Source organism: Bacillus thuringiensis, from assembly GCF_001182785.1.
GTDB classification, from domain to species: Bacteria; Bacillota; Bacilli; order Bacillales; family Bacillaceae_G; genus Bacillus_A; species Bacillus_A thuringiensis_S.
The window spans coordinates 4319679-4335123 of the sequence record NZ_CP012099.1 but is presented as its reverse complement, the minus strand read 5'-3'; the positions used below and the strand labels follow the sequence as shown (position 1 = coordinate 4335123).

The following is a 15445-nucleotide window of genomic DNA, read 5'->3' as shown; positions in this document are numbered from 1 at the left end:
TTTCAGTTTATTCTGTTTTTTGATAGGAAGGGGAGATAGCGTTGAAGAGAATTTCTTATATTGAAGACTTCGAGAAATGGGAAAGTGGATTTTCATTTTACAATCCTGTAAAGGTTCGTTTTGGTGAAGTAGATATGTTTGGACATGTAAATAATGTCGTTGCTTTTACTTATTTTGAAGAAGCTCGTATCGCGTTGTTTAAAGAACTTGGATTTATGCAAGAGTGGACACATGCATCATCAGAAACGATGATCGTTGTTGCGGATTTACAATGTAATTTTATTAAGCAAATATATTTTGATGAACAGTTGAAGGTGTATGTAAAGGCAGGATCGGTTGGGAACTCTTCTTTAGATTTACATTATATGGTGAAGAATGCAGAAGGAGAGGTTTGTTTAGTAGGTCGTGGAATGATGGTTCAAGCGTCGAAAAAAACAGGAAGAGGCGAACCATGGCCTGAAGAATGGAAGAAGAAATTACTACAATGATAGAGTGAAAGAAAAATAAGAGAGCAATTTGCTCTCTTATTTTTTGTCTTCCATCGCTTCTTCTAATGTTAAGTGATGTTTATATAGGTATGTAGCGTATGGATTACCAACGTAGCGTAAGTGCCATGGTTCATATGCATATTCTGTTGTATCTGTTTTATCTTCTAAGTAACGGATGACAAAGCCGAATTCATGAGCGTGTTCCGCGACCCATTTTCCTTCTGCTGTCTCTCCAAAGATAGGCTCTAATTGAAATTTAGCTGTTTTTGAACTAATATCCATTGCTAAACCCGTTTGGTGTTCACTTGTACCAGGAATTGCGCTTACTGAATTAGCCTCAGCTTTTCCTTGACGTCTAACGTATGTATCATGCAACGATTTTTGGCGTTTGTATGAACGATAACCAGATACAGCTGTAAGATCAAGCCCTTCTTTTTTCGCAGCTTTGAACATGTTTTCAAGTGCCTCTGCAGCATCTTTGCGTAGTAATGTTTTTTCTTTATCTTTTGGACTAGTAAATGGTACGTTTGGTCTTGTTAAGTCTTCAGGAGTGTATCCATCTGGCAGTTTTCGATGTTTATTAATTAAGACAAGATTCGATTTTGGATTTGTTACAACTGAAAAGTCATTGTCTATTTTCTTTGCATTATGATCAGCTTTTGGAAAATCAGGGATTTCTTCTTTTAGGTGGTTAGTATGTTTTTGACTTTCGACAGCTTTCGCTTCATTATGTAGTGGTGATTTAGAACCAAAGTAAGTGAAAGATGTGATACCGATTACAATAGTAGTGGCAGAAATAATTATTATCTTTTTCATAATGCCTTGTAATCACAGTCCCTTCTTAATAAAATGTGTATCGTTTTTTATTATAAATCTAGTTTGTTGGAAAAGGAATATAAGAGTCATAAAGTAATAGAAATGCAAAGAAAATGTCAGAAAATGTGTAAATTTGTAGTATTTTTTTATATAATTCATTTCTTATCTTTCATGAATTGCATTTTTTATGTAATATATATACATAAGAAGATGTAGCGATTATCGAGAATAAAGAACTTCTTGTATAGACTAGGAGTGAATGGGAATGGATTTTGCAACAATTATTGGACTTGTTTTAGGGTTTTTAGCAGTGGTAGTAGGGATGGTCGTCAAGGGCGCTGACGTAACAGCCTTATTAAATCCTGCCGCAGCATTAATTATTTTTATCGGTACATTTGCTGCAGTATGTATTGCATTTCCGATGAATCAACTAAAAAGGGTTCCAAAACTATTTAAAGTTCTTTTTGGTTCAAATAAAAAGGATTTAAGTTATGAACAGTTGCTAGAATTATTTGTTCATTGGACATCTGAAAGTAGAAAATACGGTATTTTGTCTTTAGAGCAACAATTAGACAAAATTCAAGATGAATTTCTTTTGCGCGGTATGAAATTTGTGATTGATGGCGTATCCGCAGAAGATTTAGAGCAGATTTTGGAATCTGAATTAGAGGCAATTGAAGAAAGACATGCAAAAGGAGCTGCTATTTTTTCACAAGCTGGTACGTATGCACCGACATTAGGAGTTTTAGGTGCTGTTATCGGTCTTGTAGCTGCGCTTGGTAACTTAACTGATATTGAAAAGTTAGGTCATGCTATTTCGGGTGCGTTTATTGCAACGATTTTTGGTATTTTTTCAGGTTATGTATTATGGCATCCATTTGCAAATAAGTTAAAGCAAAAATCTTCAGCTGAAATTGAGAAAAAACGTTTAATCATTGATTGTTTATTAATGTTACAAGAAGGTACATATCCGTTTATTATGAAGAACCGCATTTTAGGTGCACTTTCTGCAACTGAGCGTAAAAAGCTAGAAAAAGGAGCAGAAAAAAATGCGGAGTAAGAAAAATAGAAGAGGCAAAAAGAAAAAACATGATGAGCATATCGATGAAACGTGGTTAATTCCATATTCTGATATGTTAACGTTGTTATTTGCATTGTTTATCGTTTTATTCGCAATGAGTAGTATAGATGCTGCGAAGTTTAAACAGATGGCAGTTGCTTTTCGAAGTGAATTAGCTGGGGGAACAGGTAACAAAGAATTTTTAAGTGATCAAAAGCCAAATGAGGAAAAAGAATTATCAGCAAGTAGCCTTGAGGCAGAACAAGCAAAGAAACAAGAAGAAGCTAGAGCTAAAGAAAAAAAAGAGATGGATGAATTGAAAGCATTACAAAAAAAGATTGATCAATATATTAATGAAAAACAATTATCCTCTTCTTTTCAAACTAAATTAACTGAAAAGGGATTAATGGTGACAATATTAGAAAATATACTGTTTGATTCGGGGAAAGCAGATGTGAAATTAGAATCTTTAGGGATTGCAAAAGAGATGTCTAGCTTACTTGTTTCAGCGTCACCTCGTGAAATTACAGTATCCGGTCATACGGATAATGTCCCAATTGCCAATGCACAGTTTGCGTCGAATTGGGAATTAAGTACGCAGCGGGCAGTTAATTTTATGCAAGTATTACTACAAAATAAAGAATTACAACCAGAAAAATTTAGTGCGATTGGTTACGGAGAATACCGTTCAATTGCTCCGAACGATACACAAGAAGGAAAGGCAAAGAATAGACGTGTGGAAGTGTTTATCTTACCTTTAACAGAGAAAGCAAAATAAAGAGGATGGCGAATGCCATCCTCTTTATTTTGCATCAAATGATTTTAAATTGTCGCGACGGATTTTATCTTTTTCCGTATCTGATTTTTTGAAATCATAATCATATAAAGCGCCTTCCCAATCGCCATACATTGGATTCGGGAAAATAATGAATTTCTCACCAAATTGTGCTTTTGAATCTTCTACTGTTTGGTTACGATCTTTTACAGATTTTCCATCAAAACCTGTGAAATCAGATAAGTTATCACCGAAGAATAAGACAATATCATGAGTTTGAGAAACGAGTTCACGACGTTTTTCTTTTCCTTTTTCTTTCGGATCTTGTAGTAATATATGTTCTTTCGTTGCTTGAGGAGCACCTACACGCTCAAGATTTTTAATTGTTGCATCTAGTTGATTCGTTTTACGATTTGAGATGTAGTAAATATCTACACCTTTAGACTCTGTATATTTTAAGAAATCAATTGCGCCTGGAAGGGCTTCAGCCTCAGCTTTATTAATCCAATCATCCCATTTGTAAGGATAGCCTTTGCCTGTTTTTACGCTCATTGCTTGATGAGGACTGTTATCTAAAACAGTTTCGTCTAAATCAAGTACGATAGCAGGTTTTTTCTCTGTCCCTTTTGCAAGGACTGCATCAAGCTTTAATTGACCGATATTGTACCCTTGGTAGTAAAGTGCTTTCGTTTCGCCAGCTGTTTGATACCATAAATCAGCCATTAATTGCTGTTCTGTTAATTTTACTTTCTCTTCTTTCGCCACTGTTTTCTCTGGTGTTCCTGAACATGCTACAAGTGATGTAGATAGAACCGCTACAGATAATAAAGTGGTAATGCCCCTCTTCATCTTCATATGTATCCTCCTTGATGTTAGAAAATCATTTTATATTATATATTAAAATATAATATTTTTATATGAACATTTGCATATTGTCTTTTGTATATATAGTAGTATGTCCTATATTAGAAAGATGAGCAAAATAATAATAGTTATTTTGACAAGTTTTATTGTCGTAATGACAATTATAATTGACAAAAAGAGTTTTGTTATTTACAATTTTAACTAAATAGAACAAATGATGGATTAATGACGGTGTTTACATATAAGGGGATGAAGTGTAGTGCTATATTTTGTCTTGAATAAACATAGTCTTTGAAAGAGAATACGAATGATACTAAAGGGGAGGCTTTATACTTTGAGTTTACAAATTCAAAACTTAACGAAACAATTTGGGGAATCAAAAGCAGTTAACGGCTTGCAAATTTCGTTACCTAAAGGTGAAGTGCTAGGATTACTTGGGCGAAATGGTGCAGGGAAAACAACGACAATCAAAATGCTTCTCGGATTATTAACGCCTAATGAAGGATCTATTACATGGGATGGAAAATCATTTGGGACTAGTGGGGTAACGATTGGATATTTACCAGAAGAGAGAGGTTTATATACAAAAAGTAGAGTAATAGATCAGTTGCGATATTTTGGTAGATTAGAAGGAATGACGAAAAAAGAAGTAGATTTTGCTATTGATCACTGGTTAGATCGATTGGCAATACCAGAATATAAATTTAAAACGGCAGGAGAGCTTTCAAAAGGGAATCAGCAAAAAATTCAATTAATTGCTGCTCTTCTTCATAATCCTGAACTTCTCATTTTAGATGAACCGTTTAGCGGACTTGATCCAGTTAATGCTGGGATGTTAGCTAGCATTATTGAAGAACAAGTGCAGAGCGGAAAGACGATTATTTTATCAAGTCATCGTATGGAACAAGTAGAGGCTTTTTGCCAACATGTATGTATTTTGAAAAAAGGTGAAGCAGTCGTAAAAGGACAGCTAAGTGATATTAAGAAAGAATACGGTTTCCGTAATTTAACGATTGAAGATACAGTAGAGAATGAAAAAGGATTAGAAGCTATACATGTATCGTATGAAAAACAACAAGGCCTTCTTTATGTGAAAGTACAAGACGATGCGGAAGCTCTCAAGATTTTGCAACAGTTGCAAGAGCAAGGTGTTAGCTTACGACAATTCAAAATGTTAGAGCCGACGTTAAATGAAATCTTTGTAGAGAGGGCGAAATAACGATGCGTAAATTTTCTCACGTATTTTCATTTTATTTTAGGGAAGCGTTTTTATCTAAAAAATCATTAATTACGAGTGCGATTTTATTTTTAGTTGTGTTTGGGATTTTTGCATTTAATCATTTTACTTCAGGCGATGATAAAAATAAGGATAAAGATAAAATTGCAGTTGTAGTAGAGAGTTCCACATATAAAGTACAAAAAGATGAGCTAAATAAGCTATTGCCATCAGCAAAAATAACACTTGGTTCAAAGGATGATTTTGATAAACTGCATAAGCAAGTAGAAGAAGGCGATTTAGATGGTCTATTCCATGTGACGGAAAAGGGTGGGGCTCCATCGATTACATATATGTATAATGGATTTCCAAGCCAAGCAACTTCTGCAATTATGGCAGGATATTTAAAGCAACAATATACGATGGTGACAATTGCCAAAAATAATGTTTCACCAGAAATTGCACAGCAATTACAAACAGAAATTCAAGTAAAGCAAGAAGCGATAAAAGATCGTACATCTTCTTTCGGAATTGCCTATTTCTTTACATTTGCTTTATATATGTTTATTGTAGCGTTCGGAAATACAATCGCAATGAATATTGCATCTGAGAAGGCGTCACGTGTAATGGAAGTAATGCTTCCGAAAGTGAAACCTCTTACGATGATGTATGCGAAAATTTTAGCGGTTGTTTCAACGGCTTTATTGCAACTTGTCATATTGGCGTGTGGTTATCTTATTCCATATTTGTTAGGTTGGGTCGATTTAGAAAGTGCCTCACTATTGGGTATTCCAATTGACTTTACGAAATTAGATGCAAAGGTTGTAAGCATGTTTCTTGTTTATTTCATTACGGGATATTTACTTTATGCAATGATGTATGCTGCTGCTGGAGCTGTCGTGTCTAAGACGGAGGATTTACAAGCTGTATCTTTCCCGATAATGATTTTAATTATGGCTGCATTCTTCATTAGTATTAAATCATTAAGTGATCCGAATAGTACTATCGTTGTTGTAAGTTCTTACGTTCCATTTTTTACACCGATGGTTACCTTCTCACGTATTGTAGCTGGTGAAGCAGGTATGCTAGAAATTACGATAACATTAGCAGTCTTATTGGCGACAATTGCGATATTAAATGCTGTTACAAGCCGCATTTACGTAAATGGCGTAATGAATTACTCAGATAAAGTGAAATTTAAAGATTTAGCGAAATTTATAAAGCGTCAATAATGAGAGAAAAGCATGATTTCCTATTGAAATCATGCTTTTTCTTTATGTATAAATTAAAAATAGTATATAATAATAAGAGTCGTCTTTTAATAGAATGAATAAAAAGGAGGGTGTGCAGATGGGGATTAGTAGTCGTTTTACAGTAGGTGTTCATATGCTGACATTACTTGCGATAGATCGAAACTCTCGCTGTACCTCTGAATGGATTGCCGGTAGTGTGAATACAAATCCAGTTGTGATTCGTCGCATTACAGGAATGTTGAAGAGAGCAGGACTTGTTGATGTACAAGCTGGTAAAGGTGGTACGACACTTGCTCGAGATTTAGAAGAAATTACATTACTTGATGTATATAAAGCAGTGGAAGTTGTAGAAGAAGGACAGCTATTTTCCTTCCATGAAAATCCCAACATTGAATGTCCAGTAGGAGCTAATATTCAATCAGTATTAGAAATTATTTTAATGCAAGCGCAAGAAGCGATGGAAAACGTGCTTGCAAATGTAACGGTAGATCAATTAGTTACAAATTTAAAGTCTAAAATGAAAGAATAAAAAAGCGAGCTTCCTCATAATGAGGGCTCGCTTTTTTTTATTCAGAAATATTGAAAATTCTATTTTTCAGTATTTAAAATGAATTTACCTACGATAGCTGCGAAGATACCACCAAGAATTGGTGCTACGATGAATACCCATAGTTGAGAAAGTGCTTCTCCACCAACAAATAAAGCTGGTGCGATACTACGAGCTGGGTTAACAGATGTTCCAGTTAACGGAATTCCTAATAAGTGGATTAAAACTAATGTGAAACCAATTACTAGTCCAGCTAAAGAAGAACTTCCTTTTTTACCTGTTACAGCGACGATAACTAAAATAAATACGAAAGTTAAAATGAACTCAACTAAAAATGCTCCAGATAAACCAAGAGTTCCGAAACCATTTTGTCCTAAATTATCTAAAGGTGTTTTAGCAGATTTTAAAATTGTTACTAACGTTGCAGTTCCTAATAAACCACCTAAAATTTGAGCTAATACATAATAACAAAGTTCCATAGCGTTCATGCGTTTGTTGATGAACATAGCTACTGATACTGCTGGGTTAATGTGACATCCAGAAATTGTTCCGATGCTATATGCCATAGCTACAATAGATAAGCCGAAAGCCATAGCGATTCCTAATGTTCCAATTCCTTCGATTCCGCCGCCAGTGACAGCTACTCCAGTTCCGAATAATACAAGTACAAAGGTACCAATAAATTCAGCGATTGCTTTTTTTAACATAATTTACCTCCTATTAATGCGCATGAAACGTATTATAACATACGTTTTAGTATAAACAGCCAATGAAATACTATTCTGATAAGGCGAAATAGGGGGACAATAAAAAAGAGTATGGTTCATCTCTATAGAACCATACTCTTTTTTTATGCTGATTTTTTCTGTTTAACGGCTGGAATAGATCGGTTTAAAATACTATTTGCAACCATTCCTAACATAATAATAATCATTCCAAGTAGGGAAAGCCCGCCAGGAAACGAACCATTCAAGAAAACAATTTCTCCAAGTACGGTAAAGACCATCGTTCCAGCTTGTGTTGCTTCAACAGCTCCAAGTAAAGCCAGGTTATCTTTTGCTAAGTCAGTAGCAAAGAAAAATGTCATCGTTGCAATAACGCCGGAACATAATGCTAACAAAAATCCTTGAAGCATTTGGCTAGATGTTGGAATACCCGTAGTAGAAAATCCGTATACACCAAGCAAAATTGTTATAGGAAGACTTCCAATTGCCATTCCTAATACACGTTGGAACGTATCAAGGCGTCCGCCAACAAGCTCCATCATTTTTCGGTTACCGAACGGATATAAGAAAGCGGCTAATACGACAGGTAAAAAACCTGAAATGAACTGAGTCATTGTAATATGGCCTGCGGCAGTTGCTTGCATACAAATTACACCAAGTAAAATAAATAAAGCAACATATAAGCTACGAAGTGGAATTTTTCCACGTACAAGTTTCGTACCTGATTTTGTTTCTATTTTCACAAAAAATAGTGGTGATAGTAGTAAACCAGCTAAAATCGTAACTTGCCAAGTTCCAGCAACGAGCCAAGCTGGAGAAAAGACAGCTGCGAAACTTAATAAAGAATAAAAACCAATACCGGCAACAGAACCCCATCCGATCCACGCCAATGGATGTTTTTTTAACTCTTTCCATAATCCCCTAAAGTTTTTGCGAAATAAAACGATAAGGAATAAAATAGGGAGAGCAAATAAAAAACGGAAGGAAGCTGTCCAAGCCCAGCTTGTTCCAGATACATTCATTGCTCTATTAATAATAAAGGTTGCAGAAAAAAAGGCCGATGATAAAAGACCTAATAAAATTGCGCGCATGAAGTATAGCACTCCTTTCGAAAATAAATAATTATGTATAGTATGATATACTTTAATTGAATAAAAGTAAACTATTTTATACTTTGAGGTGGTTTTATATATGAAAGAAAATGAAGATATGCAAACGAAAGAAGTCATTCAACAAGTTGGACAGTTATTGAGACAAATTCGAAATGAGCAGAAATTAAGTTTAGAAGAATTAGCTCATAAAACAGGAGTTAGTAAATTAACATTAGGAAAGATCGAAAGAGGAGAAACAAATCCGACGCTAGCTGTCATTTGGAAAATAACGAAAGGGTTATCAATTCCTTTATCCAGATTAATGGTTGTCGGAGAACCTGTAGCCGTTGCGCGCTGTGGAGAAGGATTTGCAGTAGATGTAGGACAAGCATGGCATTTAGAAACGATGCTCCGTTATACGAAAGAAACAGGGATGGAAATGCATCGTGCTTGTTTACGATCAAATAGTATATATGAACCAGAAGCTCATCATGAAGGTGCGATTGAGCTTGTAACGGTAATGAAAGGGAAAGTGTCTATTCAAGTGGAGAATGATGTATATGAATTAAATGAGTTTGATTCCATTCAATTTGAAGCGAATAAGAAGCATATTTATAAAAATGAAGAAGAAGAAGTGGCGGTATTACATTTAACGATGAAATATTCTTCATGAAAAAATCCCCTATAGAAAAATCTATAGGGGATTTTGTATACACTATGCTCAAATATATGAAAGAATGTTATTAGTAAGAGCGTGGCATAAGTAATAAACAAATAAAATAAACTAAAAACCCCGTCCCAAAACATAAAACTGCAATGACCCAAAGTATGCGAATGAGAGTAGAGCTAATATCAAAATATTCTCCTAAACCACCGCATATACCAAATAGCATTTTATCAGTTTCGGATTTACATAATCTTTTTGACATCTTCCAATACACTCCTTTTTATAGCAAACTCTATACTTCTATTCTATATGGAAATCTATGAGGAGACTATGAGGTTGTATGACATTTTTTTAGGGAACAGTCATATTAATTGTCTTAATTTTCAGTTGATATTAAAATTATAGTAAGAGGTAACTTTTAATAAAGGGTGGGGAAATAGAGATGACGGTATATTGGTTGACTAATGTAACGCTTGAATCGGGGTATACATATGAAGAGGGGAGAATTTCACAAACAGAAACAGAATTATGCAGTTTACTTATTGAAGATGGTCGAATTAAAAAAATTATAAAAGGGATTGTTCAAGAGGAAGATATAGTAACTTTTGATGCTAAGCACTTATTAATGTTGCCATCTTTCAAAGAGATGCACATTCACATTGATAAAACATATTATAGTGGCCCATGGAAAGCTTGTATGCCAGCAGAAAGTATTTTTACACGTTTTAATGAAGAAGAAAAAATTTTACCAAAGCAATTAGCAACTGCCCAAAATAGAGCGGAAAATATGCTAGAGTTACTACTGCAAAATGGTGCAACGAATATTAGAACGCATTGTAATGTTGATCCAATTATTGGGCTTGGTAATTTGGAGGCGACGTTAGCGGCATTAGAAACATATAAAAATCGAGTGTCTAGTAGAATTGTTGCGTTTCCGCAACATGGATTATTACGCAGTAATTCTGTGCAACTCGTGAAAGATGCGATGCGTATGGGTGCGCATCTAGTCGGAGGAGTGGATCCAGCTACAGTGGATAATGACATTGAAAAATCATTACATACAATTATGGATATCGCAGTCGAATTTAATGCGGATGTTGATATTCATTTGCACGATGCGAATAATCTTGGAACGTTTACGATGAAGAGATTGGCAAGTTTAACAGAAGAAGCAGGATGGCAAGGCCGTGTAACTATTAGTCATGCACTTGGACTTGGTGGTGTTACTGAGAAAGAGGCTGAAGAAGTGGCAGAAACACTCGCAAATGTAAATATTGATATTACTTCTACGGTGCCAATTGGTAAACAAGTAATCCCAATTCCGTTATTAGATAAAAAAGGTGTTAAGGTTTCATTAGGAAATGATAGTATTACAGATCATTGGTCACCGTTTGGAACAGGTGATATGCTTCAAAAGGCGAATCGATTAGCAGAGCGTTTTGGGTGGAGTGACGAAAGGTCTTTAGGAAAAGCACTTCGCTTTATTACAGGAGGAAAAGAAACGTTAAATAATGAAGGGAAGCGAGTATGGCCGAATGTAGGGGATGAAGCGAGTTTTGTTTTGACAAATGCGACATGCGCTGCTGAAGCAGTAGCGCGTCAAACAGAAAAACGTTTAGTCGTGTATAAAGGAAATATTGTTATTGGAAGTTTAAATGAGGTGGAATTAAATAATCTTGTGTAGAAGAATCGTTTAAATATTTTGAGGAGGGTTCTAATGGTAAGTCTAGAACTCTTCTTTTTTATTCTTACAATATATTTTTTATAGGAAAGCTAGAAGGGATGAAAATTTTGGACAATCAACATAACCAAAATCATATTATGGGAACTTTGCAATGGTTTATATTTTTATTAGCAAATTCAATCGCATTACCAATTGTCGTTGGCGGATTATTTCATCTTACGACGGAAGAAATATTTTATTTAATGCAGCGTACGTTTTTTGTAGTTGGTATATCTTCTTTTTTACAAGGATGGCTTGGGCATAGACTGCCAATTGCGGATGGGCCGGCTGGATCTTGGGTTGGTGTATTTACCGTACTTGCTTATGCAACGGCCGGACAGGATCAATTACATAGTACACTGCAAATTTTAGAATTAGGAATGATAATCTCCGGTGTTATTTTAATAGGATTAGGAGTAACTGGTTTTATAGGGCGTATTTTATTTTTATTTACGCCGCTTGTGACAGGGGCGTTTTTACTTTTATTATGTTTACAATTAAGTGGTGTGTTTTTAAAAGGAATGCTAGGAATTACAGCTACTATTTCTCAAATCGACGGATTTACAGCAATAATCGCGTTTAGTATATTTCTGTTCGTTATTATACTATCTAATTTTGGAAAAGGCTTTGTCAAAAGTTATGCAGTTTTAATAGGATTAATTAGTGGATGGATTATTTTTCTCATTGCAGGGAAAGTGACAATCCCATCTCAAGTAACTCATTTTGTGCAACTTCCACATATATTTGCTTGGGGACTTCCAAAATGGAATACAGGTATGGCAGTATCCAGTTTCGTTATGGTATGTATTTTAGTTTCGAATACGGTGGCAGCTATTATAGCAATTAATCAAGCAACTATTCATAAAGCGACTATTGAACAAAAACAGTTGAAGGATGGGACGTGGGTTGGGGGGATTTCACATATCATCTCTTCCGTATTTTCAACTGTAGGTGTCGTTCCGTTACCAGCAACGGCAGGATTTATACGTTTAACAAAACAAAAGTATATACGATCGTTCTTAATGGCATGTGCGTTACTAGTCGTAATGTCTCTTTTTCCAAGTATTATTCGTTATTTAGCATCTTTACCATCTGCTGTCGCATCGGCTGTTTTAATGGCTTCGTTCGTACAGTTAATTGGAATTGGATTTAATAATATAAAACAAGTGCCGATGAGTGAAAGGAATGTAACGATTTTAGGCGTTGCAGTATTATTTGGCAGCGGCGTTATGTTTTTACCGTCTGGAGCACTCCAATCCTTGCCGTCTGTTATGCAATATATATTCGGTAATGGTTTATTTGTAGGTACAGTTGTAAGTATATTGCTAGAACAAATATGGCGCGTTGGAAAGTAAGTGGATAAAAAGAGTGTACGCACTGTATAAAAGTCTAAAATAACATAGGAAATAAAGCCCATTTTCATTCACCACCTGCACATTTCGTTCATACAATATCTTGACTAAATAAACACCCAACTTACACATACACAGCTCTGGCTTAAGCAAGGAGGGTTATACCAGTTGAAGGAAAAAGCGTATCAATCTAAACCTTTACTCACAAAGAGAGAAAGAGAAGTATTTGAATTACTGGTTCAAGATAAAACAACGAAGGAAATTGCAGGTGAACTTTTTATAAGTGAAAAGACAGTTCGCAACCACATCTCAAACGCAATGCAAAAGCTAGGGGTTAAAGGACGTTCACAAGCAGTTGTGGAGCTTCTTCGTATGGGAGAGCTCGAACTATAAGAAAGCAGCCGACTTTTATACAAAGAGTCGGCTATTTTTCTGTTTGCTTCACTTGCTATATGAATGATAAGAACACTCCATACATAAATAGGTAATAAGGAGGGGATATGTTGAAAAGGATACTGTTAGTTTCAACAAGTGCTCATGATATGAATGGACACCCGACTGGTTTGTGGCTTGAAGAGCTCGCAGCTCCTTATCATTTATTTAAAAAGTCTAAGTTTGATGTTGATATTGTGTCAATAAAAGGTGGGAGAGTACCTATAGATAGAGTGTCTATTCCGAATGGTATACCTCGCGAATTCAAGCACGTAGCTTCTTTATTGCAAAATACGAGGCCGATTTCGAATGTTCATTTTTCGGATTATGATGCGGTTTTATTTGGTGGTGGGCACGGGGCGATTGTAGATTTTCCAGGTAATCCATATGTAGCAAATTTAATTGAGAATATGTATAACAATAACCGGATTGTAGCGGCTGTTTGTCACGGAGTAAGCTCCTTAGTCGGTGTGAAAAATAAGGATGGCTCGTTTTTTGTTGCCGGTAAGCGTATAACAGGTTATACAAACGATGAAGAAAAAGCTGTACATTTAGAAAAGCGCGTTCCGTTTTTGTTAGAAAGTAAGTTGAAAGAAGAAGGAGCTTTGTTTTATGTAGCCCCCAATTTTACGCCGCATGTGGTAGTAGATGGGCATTTAATTACAGGACAAAATCCACAGTCTAGCGTGGAAATAGGTAAGGCTATAAAAAGGGCTGTAAATAAATTATAGAAAAAGTACCCGCTACTAACAAAGGTAGTGGGTATTTTTATCCCGCTATTTGCCGAGCAGCCCGTAAAAGCCCAATTGGTGAGGGTTGATTAAAGTTTCACTTTATCCTAAAATTCCCCCCTCAAAATTGGTTTGTAACCGTCCAGTTGGTGATAATGGATTATAGTTTTTTATGTATAGTATATGAAAATGTAATAAACTAAAAAGGCGTAATAAGTATAATAACTTCATTTATAATCATTCGTGAATTTGCTATACTATTTTGTATGGACAAAAGGGGAGGCTCTTTTAAATGAGAAAAGTCGCATGTGCAAATACTTATATTAATAAAATAAAGCCCGTTATTAGAAAGACGAGTTTTAGCCAATTGAAAATAGATGAAATTGCGAAATATATGGATATTAGTAAAGCTACTTTATATAAACGTTTTTCTTCGAAAGATGAAATTATTGAGGCGATAGTAGAGGATTTTATGAATTATCTACTCGAAGGTGATGCGGACAATCAAGATGAAAGCATGTCTTTTGCAGAACGTTTCCAAAAAACGTTTATCCACTCTTTAAAATGTGTGACATATATTTCGGATGTTTTTTTGCAAGATTTGAAAGAAGCATATCCGCATTTGTCAGATCAATTAGTCGCTGCACAACAAAATCGTAATCATAATTTGCAAATGTTTTTTGAAGCGGGTATGGAACAAGGTTATTTTAATAAAATGAATGCGCAATTATTTATGGTACAAGATGATGTGATGTTACGACGTATTATAGATCATTCTTTTTGTATTCAGTACGATATTACTTTAAAGAAAGCGATACTTGATTTTTATCAATTAAAGAAGTATCAACTTTTTAAACCAGAGTATATAGAAGCAATTGATGATTCTGAAATTGAAAAAGAAGTTATTGCTATTTTGCAAATGATTTCGTAAAAAAGCAGATCTCCCTTAATAGAGGGGAATCTGCTTTTTTTAGTACATAATTATTTTTGCAACTGTTTTAATACTAATTCGGCTACTGGACCACCTGAAGCTGGGTTTTGACCAGTGATAACACGATTATCTTCTAGAGCAAAAGCTTCCCAAGGCTGTGCAGCTTTTTCGTAAAGTCCTCCATTTTTAATGAGTTCATCTTCTGTTAAAAATGGAACGAATTGATCTAATTCAGCTAATTTTTCTTCTTCATTTGAAAAGCCTGTTACCTTCTTACCGCTAATTAAACGATCCCCATTACTTAATATAATATGAAATAAACCAGCAGCTCCATGACAAATGGAAGAAACAATACCGCCGTTTTCATAAATGTTGCGGCTAATATTTTGAAGTTCTTTATTTTCTGGGAAGTCCCAAATAACCCCGTGACCACCTGCGTAATAAATAACAGCGTAGTCTTCTGGATTCACTTCACTTGGTTTCGTTGTAGAACCGAGGCGATTCATAAACTCTTTCTTTTGGTACCATTCCCAATCGATGCTCTCCGCCATTGCTAAACTATGTGGATCAATTGGTGTATAACCGCCTTGTGGACTGACGTAATCAACTTCGTAACCCGCTTCTTCTACTTTTTTTACGAAATGTACAGCTTCACCGAGCCAAAGTCCGGTAGCCCTATTTAAATTTGGGTATTTTTCTACGCTTGTTAATACAACTAACATTTTTTTCTTCATCATAATCCTCCTATAATGTCTCTTCTATATAAAAGTTCTG

General features: G+C 35.2%; 18 protein-coding genes. 12 read left to right on the top strand and 6 right to left on the bottom strand.

The window, feature by feature from the left end:
• The first annotated feature begins 41 nt into the window (after positions 1-41).
• Entirely contained in the window at positions 42-488 is a 447-nt protein-coding gene (locus AC241_RS22345; RefSeq protein WP_000822727.1) for an acyl-CoA thioesterase, read from the top strand.
• Between the two features lie 36 nt (positions 489-524).
• Here AC241_RS22345 and AC241_RS22340 read toward each other — a convergent pair whose 3' ends face one another.
• On the bottom strand, positions 525-1304 hold the full coding sequence (locus tag AC241_RS22340) for a M15 family metallopeptidase (protein ID WP_050844561.1): 780 nt from the start codon (positions 1302-1304) through the stop codon (positions 525-527).
• A 265-nt stretch (positions 1305-1569) separates the two neighbouring features.
• On the opposite strand from AC241_RS22340, the gene motA reads away from it, so the two are divergent.
• Both motA and motB read left to right on the top strand, forming a co-directional pair.
• Positions 1570-2364: a flagellar motor stator protein MotA gene (motA, locus tag AC241_RS22335; protein ID WP_000344862.1), complete on the top strand. Its 795-nt coding sequence runs from the start codon at positions 1570-1572 to the stop codon at positions 2362-2364.
• On the top strand, positions 2354-3142 hold the full coding sequence (gene motB / locus AC241_RS22330) for a flagellar motor protein MotB (RefSeq protein WP_016080148.1): 789 nt from the start codon (positions 2354-2356) through the stop codon (positions 3140-3142). Before motA ends, motB begins: the two co-directional genes overlap by 11 nt.
• Positions 3143-3166: 24 nt before the next feature.
• On the opposite strand, the gene AC241_RS22325 is transcribed toward motB, so the two are convergent.
• The gene (locus AC241_RS22325) at positions 3167-3994 is read right to left on the bottom strand and encodes a 5'-nucleotidase, lipoprotein e(P4) family (RefSeq protein ID WP_016080149.1); all 828 of its coding nucleotides are present in this window, start codon (positions 3992-3994) and stop codon (positions 3167-3169) included.
• 343 nt (positions 3995-4337) lie between these two features.
• Between AC241_RS22325 and AC241_RS22320 the strand changes: the two genes are divergently transcribed.
• From AC241_RS22320 to AC241_RS22310, 3 genes are all read left to right on the top strand, one after another.
• Positions 4338-5222 (top strand): ABC transporter ATP-binding protein, encoded by an 885-nt coding sequence (locus AC241_RS22320; protein ID WP_050844560.1) that lies wholly within the window; start codon positions 4338-4340, stop codon positions 5220-5222.
• Positions 5223-5224: 2 nt separating this feature from the next.
• Positions 5225-6451, top strand: coding sequence for an ABC transporter permease (locus AC241_RS22315; protein WP_023523128.1), 1227 nt, complete (start codon positions 5225-5227; stop codon positions 6449-6451).
• Between the two features lie 118 nt (positions 6452-6569).
• The gene (locus AC241_RS22310; RefSeq protein ID WP_000512998.1) at positions 6570-7001 is read left to right on the top strand and encodes an Rrf2 family transcriptional regulator; all 432 of its coding nucleotides are present in this window, start codon (positions 6570-6572) and stop codon (positions 6999-7001) included.
• Between the two features lie 59 nt (positions 7002-7060).
• Here AC241_RS22310 and AC241_RS22305 read toward each other — a convergent pair whose 3' ends face one another.
• Both AC241_RS22305 and AC241_RS22300 read right to left on the bottom strand, forming a co-directional pair.
• Positions 7061-7726, bottom strand: coding sequence for an aquaporin (locus AC241_RS22305; RefSeq protein ID WP_000913213.1), 666 nt, complete (start codon positions 7724-7726; stop codon positions 7061-7063).
• A gap of 143 nt (positions 7727-7869) precedes the next feature.
• A complete protein-coding gene (locus AC241_RS22300) occupies positions 7870-8835 on the bottom strand; it encodes a DMT family transporter (protein WP_001201639.1) in 966 nt (321 codons plus the stop codon).
• 100 nt (positions 8836-8935) lie between these two features.
• Here AC241_RS22300 and AC241_RS22295 point away from each other — a divergent pair, with 100 nt between their 5' ends.
• Positions 8936-9508: a helix-turn-helix domain-containing protein gene (locus AC241_RS22295; RefSeq protein WP_050844559.1), complete on the top strand. Its 573-nt coding sequence runs from the start codon at positions 8936-8938 to the stop codon at positions 9506-9508.
• A gap of 70 nt (positions 9509-9578) precedes the next feature.
• On the opposite strand, the gene AC241_RS22290 is transcribed toward AC241_RS22295, so the two are convergent.
• A complete protein-coding gene (locus AC241_RS22290; RefSeq protein ID WP_000044337.1) occupies positions 9579-9764 on the bottom strand; it encodes a PspC domain-containing protein in 186 nt (61 codons plus the stop codon).
• A gap of 180 nt (positions 9765-9944) precedes the next feature.
• Here AC241_RS22290 and AC241_RS22285 point away from each other — a divergent pair, with 180 nt between their 5' ends.
• From AC241_RS22285 to AC241_RS22265, 5 genes are all read left to right on the top strand, one after another.
• The gene (locus AC241_RS22285; RefSeq protein WP_050844558.1) at positions 9945-11186 is read left to right on the top strand and encodes an amidohydrolase family protein; all 1242 of its coding nucleotides are present in this window, start codon (positions 9945-9947) and stop codon (positions 11184-11186) included.
• Positions 11187-11284: 98 nt separating this feature from the next.
• Positions 11285-12580, top strand: coding sequence for a purine/pyrimidine permease (locus tag AC241_RS22280; protein WP_050844557.1), 1296 nt, complete (start codon positions 11285-11287; stop codon positions 12578-12580).
• Positions 12581-12745: 165 nt separating this feature from the next.
• Complete coding sequence (gene gerE, locus AC241_RS22275) at positions 12746-12970, top strand: spore germination transcription factor GerE (RefSeq protein ID WP_000659484.1); 225 nt, start codon at positions 12746-12748, stop codon at positions 12968-12970.
• 107 nt (positions 12971-13077) lie between these two features.
• Positions 13078-13740, top strand: a complete 663-nt coding sequence (locus tag AC241_RS22270; protein ID WP_043935309.1) for a type 1 glutamine amidotransferase domain-containing protein — start codon at positions 13078-13080, stop codon at positions 13738-13740.
• Positions 13741-14032: 292 nt separating this feature from the next.
• Positions 14033-14671 (top strand): TetR/AcrR family transcriptional regulator, encoded by a 639-nt coding sequence (locus AC241_RS22265; RefSeq protein WP_001233012.1) that lies wholly within the window; start codon positions 14033-14035, stop codon positions 14669-14671.
• Positions 14672-14721: 50 nt separating this feature from the next.
• On the opposite strand, the gene AC241_RS22260 is transcribed toward AC241_RS22265, so the two are convergent.
• A complete protein-coding gene (locus tag AC241_RS22260) occupies positions 14722-15405 on the bottom strand; it encodes a type 1 glutamine amidotransferase domain-containing protein (protein WP_050844556.1) in 684 nt (227 codons plus the stop codon).
• Between the last annotated feature and the right edge of the window lie 40 nt (positions 15406-15445).

Excerpts from the sequence above, each read along its gene's own strand:
- AC241_RS22340 (WP_050844561.1), bottom strand. The coding sequence starts at position 1,304 with ATGAAAAAGATAATAATTATTTCTGCCACTACTATTGTAATCGGTATC.
- motA (WP_000344862.1), top strand. The coding sequence starts at position 1,570 with ATGGATTTTGCAACAATTATTGGACTTGTTTTAGGGTTTTTAGCAGTG.
- motB (WP_016080148.1), top strand. The coding sequence starts at position 2,354 with ATGCGGAGTAAGAAAAATAGAAGAGGCAAAAAGAAAAAACATGATGAG.
- AC241_RS22325 (WP_016080149.1), bottom strand. The coding sequence starts at position 3,994 with ATGAAGATGAAGAGGGGCATTACCACTTTATTATCTGTAGCGGTTCTA.
- AC241_RS22315 (WP_023523128.1), top strand. The coding sequence starts at position 5,225 with ATGCGTAAATTTTCTCACGTATTTTCATTTTATTTTAGGGAAGCGTTT.
- AC241_RS22310 (WP_000512998.1), top strand. The coding sequence starts at position 6,570 with ATGGGGATTAGTAGTCGTTTTACAGTAGGTGTTCATATGCTGACATTA.
- AC241_RS22305 (WP_000913213.1), bottom strand. The coding sequence starts at position 7,726 with ATGTTAAAAAAAGCAATCGCTGAATTTATTGGTACCTTTGTACTTGTA.
- AC241_RS22300 (WP_001201639.1), bottom strand. The coding sequence starts at position 8,835 with ATGCGCGCAATTTTATTAGGTCTTTTATCATCGGCCTTTTTTTCTGCA.
- AC241_RS22295 (WP_050844559.1), top strand. The coding sequence starts at position 8,936 with ATGAAAGAAAATGAAGATATGCAAACGAAAGAAGTCATTCAACAAGTT.
- AC241_RS22290 (WP_000044337.1), bottom strand. The coding sequence starts at position 9,764 with ATGTCAAAAAGATTATGTAAATCCGAAACTGATAAAATGCTATTTGGT.
- AC241_RS22285 (WP_050844558.1), top strand. The coding sequence starts at position 9,945 with ATGACGGTATATTGGTTGACTAATGTAACGCTTGAATCGGGGTATACA.
- AC241_RS22280 (WP_050844557.1), top strand. The coding sequence starts at position 11,285 with ATGAAAATTTTGGACAATCAACATAACCAAAATCATATTATGGGAACT.
- AC241_RS22270 (WP_043935309.1), top strand. The coding sequence starts at position 13,078 with ATGTTGAAAAGGATACTGTTAGTTTCAACAAGTGCTCATGATATGAAT.
- AC241_RS22265 (WP_001233012.1), top strand. The coding sequence starts at position 14,033 with ATGAGAAAAGTCGCATGTGCAAATACTTATATTAATAAAATAAAGCCC.
- AC241_RS22260 (WP_050844556.1), bottom strand. The coding sequence starts at position 15,405 with ATGAAGAAAAAAATGTTAGTTGTATTAACAAGCGTAGAAAAATACCCA.